Origin of the sequence: Mucilaginibacter sp. (genome assembly GCF_036383575.1) — a bacterium.
GTDB lineage: Bacteria > Bacteroidota > Bacteroidia > Sphingobacteriales > Sphingobacteriaceae > Mucilaginibacter.
In genome coordinates this window covers 1-6451 of sequence record NZ_DASVOB010000788.1, presented here as the reverse complement: position 1 = coordinate 6451, position 6451 = coordinate 1, and the positions used below count along the sequence as shown (strand labels likewise).

Annotated in this window: 3 protein-coding genes and 2 pseudogenes; all 5 read right to left on the bottom strand. The window is 45.4% G+C overall.

What is annotated here, in order from left to right:
* A pseudogene (locus VF500_RS28050) lies at window positions 1-850 on the bottom strand (hypothetical protein); the annotation flags it as partial.
* Between the two features lie 221 nt (window positions 851-1071).
* Window positions 1072-2622 (bottom strand): MGH1-like glycoside hydrolase domain-containing protein, encoded by a 1551-nt coding sequence (locus VF500_RS28045; RefSeq protein ID WP_330862823.1) that lies wholly within the window; start codon window positions 2620-2622, stop codon window positions 1072-1074.
* A 128-nt stretch (window positions 2623-2750) separates the two neighbouring features.
* Window positions 2751-3764, bottom strand: coding sequence for a zinc-binding alcohol dehydrogenase family protein (locus VF500_RS28040; protein WP_330862822.1), 1014 nt, complete (start codon window positions 3762-3764; stop codon window positions 2751-2753).
* 157 nt (window positions 3765-3921) lie between these two features.
* A complete protein-coding gene (locus VF500_RS28035; protein ID WP_330862821.1) occupies window positions 3922-5574 on the bottom strand; it encodes an altronate dehydratase family protein in 1653 nt (550 codons plus the stop codon).
* Between the two features lie 12 nt (window positions 5575-5586).
* Window positions 5587-6451 (bottom strand): annotated as a pseudogene (locus VF500_RS28030) (altronate oxidoreductase); the annotation flags it as partial.

The following is a 6451-nucleotide window of genomic DNA, read 5'->3' as shown; positions in this document are numbered from 1 at the left end:
CGATGTGCCGGTTCCTGTCCTGCGTTTTCAGGTTATTTTTTTCGGCGAAGGGTTTGGATACGATGATGTTGTAAAATCCCTGGATGAGCCAGATGCCGCGTTTATCAGCTTCGTCAGCCAAAAAGCTGTAGATCTCTTCGTTTTTCTTGAAGGTAGTATCATCAACCTCCACAGCGTAAGGATATTCTTTAACCCTTACCAATGATGCAAAAGGGTGACCATTCCACAAATAAAGGGAGTTCATACGGTTATGGGCCAACGAATCCAGGTAACGGATCCATAAAGCCTTATCATAAAACCAGGGAAAATTTTGCGGCGTATAAGGATATTCATAAGTACCGCGACCGGGCAGCAAGGCAGGCTTTTGTACGCCAATGCAGGTGCCCCGCAAAACCATTTCGGGTTGGTCGTGCAGGTTAATATTTACCGGGAGTTTTTTGTTCAGGCTGATCCTGTCGGCCAGTTCAAGGCAACCATATAGCGCGCCGGAATTATCGGCACCTGCTATCAATAGTTTATTTTTGAGGCCGTTATCACTGATGATAAAACCTTCTTTTCCGGGGCGATTATTTGCAGCGCCAGCCAGTTTCTTAACCGGGGCATCCGCAAGTAAACCAACAACTATGGCATTACCTGAAGGAAGTACGCCTTTATAAGATTGTTCGGTAACTGAATAGCCTGCGCGCTGCAAGGCAATCGTTAGTTTTTGCACACCATAACTTATCCTTGCATGATGTTTGGGCAGGGTAATAATGGTGATTTTTTTTGAAGGCTTTTGCGCGTGTAAGTTTGAATGAAAAGAAAAGATCAGCGCGAATAACAGCAGGAGATAACGATTGGACATCTTCATTTTCATTCGTATTAAACAGGCTTACCAAAGCCCGTTTCTTTGATTTGAACGAAGGCTTCAGCATCTCAAATGACACCTTTGGTTGTGAACTTAATTGGTTGTATAGTATTCAAAAATATCAGTACGCAGCTGCAATTTCATCTGATATTTTCTCTATCTACTATACGATATTATCATCATTAAAGCCAGCAAGCCAATAAAGGAGAGAAAATGGGTCAGGATTAAGCCGGGAGTTTTACCAGTACATGTTTTAGCTGAGTGCTCCGGGAGATCACCTTACCATCGGCATAAATGATAAAACCTTTGCCTTTGTGATATTTTGTACCGGTTTTATCCCACACCACACTGATCGTGTGCCCGTGATAAAGCACATTATCCAATGCAAACCATTTCCATTGGTTTTGAGGGATGAGCGGGAAGATTTCCAGCATATTGTCTTCACGGGGTTTCAGGCCAACAAGATCGTTGATCATCAGATCACAAAAACCGGAGTGGTTGTAATAGCTGCTTCGCGGGTTATCACCCTTAAGCCAGTAGCCGGTCTTTTCATCCTGGTATTCGCCAAGGTAAGGTTGACCGCGTTTGATATGCGAAAGGGCATATTTATGCAGTTCATTATAAAAAACACCAGGCGTCATGGTACCTTTATTTTGATAAGCAGTAAGCAAATTGGCTAACCCTTTCAAGGTTTGGGTTGTAGCAAAAGGCCATACCGCGCCGTCCCACTCGCAGCCATGCCCGGTACCATGGGTGCGGAACAATGGGTGTCTGCGTTCGGCTGTGGTAATGCCCCATGGCGCGTTGAAACCTTTAGTGTCGGTTAGCTGATCCCATTGTTTGGCGTAAGCCGGTTTATCATCGGGCAGGTTGAAATACCATGGGATAAAGCCCAACTCCTCGCGGGCATCGGCAAAATGCCCGTCGGGTTTGCGTACTTCAAAAAAGGAGGCGCTATCGTTCCACAGACTGTCCTGCACCAGTTTTTTCAGGTCGATAGCTTTTTGCGTGTATTTTGTTTTTAGGGAATCATTGCCGGTTAAAGCTGCCATTTTTGACAGGGCTACGGCATTGCCGTACATATAGCTGTTAATGGTAGGCCGGATATTTTTGACTTTGCGTCCCCCGCTGATACTTTCCTCCATCGCGTCGCGCACATCAAACTGCCAGAATAATTTAGAAGGTAACTGCTTTTCCGTTTCCCATACATTGTAATCGGCATTGAGCGGAAGCAAGGCCTGCTCAACAAAATGTGTATCAAGGTTTACGAGGTAATAATTATACACAGCGTCATCAATCCAACTGCTGAAAGCATGCAGGTGCGGCTTCTTTTGTTTGGGATCGACATAAAGCCAAAAATTGATATACTGGTTGATGTATTGCGGATCGTGCAGCCAGCGCCCCTCATATACCTGGTGACCGAGGGCACTACTTGAACTATTGTAAACTCCGGTGAAACTAACCGGGGTTATAAATTCTGTAAAGATAAAACCATCGGGCGTTTGTTTAAGGTGTTTCCTGAACGTCCACCAGCGATAATAATAGATCTTTTGAATAGCTGAATCCGGGCATTCAAACAAAGGGACATTTTTGGCAAGCCAGTCGTAAGCATGGTCATTCGTGATGTAGTTTTTAACCGTTTCGGTATCGGCTTTATTAAAGCTTTCAACATATGTTTTCAACTTTTCAAAACCTAATACACGCTTTTGCTGCGCAAAAACATTGCCTGCTGCACAAAAAAACAAACTGATTAAAAATGCCCTTTTTATCATCATTCAAAATATTTTGTAGAGACGCATAATTGCGTCTCCCGGAGGACAAGCCGATTTCACAAGCGTCTCAACTGCCGTAAATTGCAAGCGTGAGACGCAATTATGCGTCTCTACAGTCATTAAACAGCCTCTTATACCTCCACAATAGCTTTAATAACGCCATTGGCCGGGTTAAGCCAGCTTTTAAACTGATCTTTTACTTCGTCAAAAGTTACCCGGTGGGTGATATACGTTTTTGGCTTTACAAGTCCGCTTTTCATGGAGCGGATCACATGCTCAAAATCTTCACGGGTTGCATTGCGACTGCTCATTAAGGTAGATTCGCGTTTGTGAAATTCGGGATGGCTTACAATGATCTCGTCACGCTGCAAACCAACAAGCACATACCTGCCGCCATGCGCCAAATACAGGAACGCACCGTTTATCGCTCTTTGATTGCCGGTAGCATCGATGATCACCGTAGGCATATCGTTATTGGTGATCTCTTTCAAACGTTCAGTCACATCTTCATTTTTCACGTTGATAGTGTGATCAACCTTCAAGTTTTCGCGGCAAAAATTAAGGCGTTGCTCGTTTACGTCGGCAGCTATGACCTTTGCACCGGCAATACGAGCAAATTCCATAATACCTAAGCCGATAGGTCCCGCGCCGATGACCAGTACAAATTCGTCCGGCTTTACGTCGGCTCGCCGCACGCCGTGGGCACCGATAGCCAAGGGTTCAACCAATGCCAGCTCATCAAAACTTAATCCCTCACCATGAACCAGTAAATGTGATGGCATCTGCAGGTATTCGGCCATGCCGCCATCGGTATGCACGCCGCAAACCTGGATATTTACACAGCAATTTGGTTTACCGGAGCGACAGGCAATGCAATGCCCGCAATTGAAATATGGGATAAAGGTAACGGATTCACCCTTTTCAAAACCTTCGGCATCGCCGGCTTCAACCAACTCGGCTGCAAGCTCATGGCCTAAAATTCTTGGATAGCTAAAAAAGGGCTGCGTGCCTTCAAAGGCATGCAGATCGGTACCACAAATGCCTATGCGTTTTATTTTAAGCAGCGAATAACCCGGTTTTAATTGCGGCATATCGGCAGTGCCATATTCCAGCTGACCGGGCGTGGTACAGGTTAGTATCTTCATTAGTTTTTCGTCATGTTTTTCCCGTTTCCGTGTCCTCACGGAAACATGGTGTCTTTTTTACTGTGGATATTTCTTCCTTGTAACTCTTTTCATTCCATATATCCCTCTGTACCTGTCTACGGGTGTTCGTGGGGACACGAACACGGGGAATGTATGATTAAAGCGAAACCCCTCTTTTCCACGGGATAAAATCATCTTGCCCGTGGCGTACAGCGTGAACTTCAATCTCTCCGCTGGCAACTTTTACTACATAGTCCAGGATGCGTTCGCCGGCCTGTTCAATGGTTTCATCGCCCTCCACAATAGTCCCGGTATTGATATCGATGATATCGCTCATGCGGTTGTATAACGCGGTATTGGTAGCAATTTTTACAACCGGGGCTATCGGGTTACCGGTGGGCGTTCCTAAGCCCGTGGTAAACAATACGATGTTCGCTCCCGAACCAACTTCGGCCGTGGTTGATTCAACGTCGTTACCTGGGGTGCAGAGCAGGTTAAGGCCTGGTTGCGTTACTCTTTCAGGATAATCCAACACATCAGCCACCGGTGATGTACCGCCTTTTTTGGCAGCACCAGCAGATTTGATGGCATCAGTGATCAATCCATCCTTAATATTGCCCGGCGATGGGTTCATGTAAAAGCCTGAACCGGCTTCCTCAGCACGTTGACTATAAGTGCGCACGAGATCGGCAAAGCGATCTGCTTTAGATTTGTCTACACAACGGTCTATCAGGTTTTGCTCCACACCGCAAAGCTCCGGAAACTCGGCCAAAATAACCGAACCGCCCATTGCCACCAGCAGATCGGAAGTGTAACCGATAGCCGGGTTTGCTGAAATACCAGAAAAGCCGTCAGAGCCGCCACATTCCAACCCAATAGTTAGTTTGCTTAAAGGGGCCGGTTTACGGGTGTATTGGTTAGCCTGCATTAAACCTGCCAGCGTTTGCCTGATACCCAATTCCATCAAATCGGCTTCTTTGCCTGTTTTTTGCTGATCTAAAATGTATAATGGTTTATTGAACTGCGGCGAACGTTTATTGATCTCCTCCTGTAAAGTTTTAACTTCAGCGTTCTGGCAGCCTAAACTTAAAACTGTTGCCCCGGCTACGTTAGGGTGCGTAATATACCCGGCCAGCAAACCACAAAGCGCAGTTGAATCCTGACGGGTACCACCACAGCCACCTGTATGTGTTAAAAACTTAATTCCATCAACATTAGGAAATACTTTATTACCGGCACTTTGAGCGGTATCGCTGCCTATTTCGGTATATAAAACTTCATCTATCTGCGCACCTGCCTTTATTTTGCCAATCAATTCCTGTGCCTTGATCTCGTATGTTTTTTTGCGGCCATAGCCCAAAGGTTTTACCAAAGCTTCCTGCAATACTTCGATATTGCGGTTTTCGCAAAACACCATCGGTACAACCAACCAATAATTAGCGGTGCCCACGCTGCCATCTTCACGGTGATAGCCGTTGAATGTTTTATCTTCCCATTTGCTGATATCAGGCTTATGCCAATCGGTATGACTTTGGCCCGTTAAAAAGCTGTTAGCCGCGTGTTTTACATTAGCAGTACTTAGTAAACCGCCAACCGGTATAGGGCTCTGGGCCTTACCTACCAATACGCCGTACATAATAATTTCGCCGCCTTCAGGAATATCTACGATAGCGAATTTATGTTTGGCCGGGATCAGTTCCTTTACTGTATAAGTGTCACCTTTGTAAGTAACCTGCTCAGCAGCCCGCAAATCAGTAAGGGCTACCAATACATTATCGGCAGGGTGTACTTTTAATATATTCTGTTTCATTGTTCGTTCTGTTTAAATAGCGCTTATCGCTAATTCTCCCTGTTCGTTAATCAACTTAAACTGACGTGTTACTGCCTCGGTAAAGCCGGGTAAAGTTGTCAGATCGGTATCCCAAAGGTTTTTGTTTTTGAGAATAGCAACTATCGCGGTTTCAGCATCAGCCCCGCTCCACGCTTTGCCTAAAGTTGCTGCCTGGTCGTCGGTTATCGCATAGCTATCTGAATGGGCTGTTCCGACATACTTGCCTTCAGCTGTTTCCGTGATCTGCATAAAGCGAATAAAAGCTGCAAAACCAAGGGCCATCATCTGCGGTGCCTTATTGTTTTGTTTATAGTAGTTCAATAATAACGGAATAACCCGCATTTTAATTTTAGTGGCATATTGCACCGAAATACTCAACCACTCGTGCCTGATGTTTGGGTTACGGAACCTGTCGAGCACCTTATTGCCAAAATCGCGGGCTACATCTTCATCAATTTGATAAGGGATGGATGGCATGATCTCGGTGAACATCAACTGAGTAATGAACTTTGTAAAATGTACATCATCCATAGCTTCCTTAACCGTTTTAAAACCTGAAAGATAAGCTACCGCGCAACTCAATGTATGCGTACCATTAAGTAACCTTAGCTTCAGCTCCCTGAACAGTTCAATATCAGGGGTAATCACCACGCCCTTATCTGACTGGGCAAAAGATAATACTTCGGCTATTTTTTCATCACCCTGGATAGCCCAGAGACTATAAGTTTCGGACATGATGCTGAGGTTATCCGTATAACCCCGCTCGGTTTCCATAGCGTCGTTCATTTGCTGATCTGGCCTGCCGGGCACAATTCTGTCCACCAATGAATTGCAGAAGCTATTGCTACTTTCCAGC

Coding starts and splice junctions, on each gene's coding strand:
- VF500_RS28040 (WP_330862822.1), bottom strand. CDS start 3,764: ATGAAGATACTAACCTGTACCACGCCCGGTCAGCTGGAATATGGCACT.
- VF500_RS28045 (WP_330862823.1), bottom strand. CDS start 2,622: ATGATGATAAAAAGGGCATTTTTAATCAGTTTGTTTTTTTGTGCAGCA.
- VF500_RS28035 (WP_330862821.1), bottom strand. CDS start 5,574: ATGAAACAGAATATATTAAAAGTACACCCTGCCGATAATGTATTGGTA.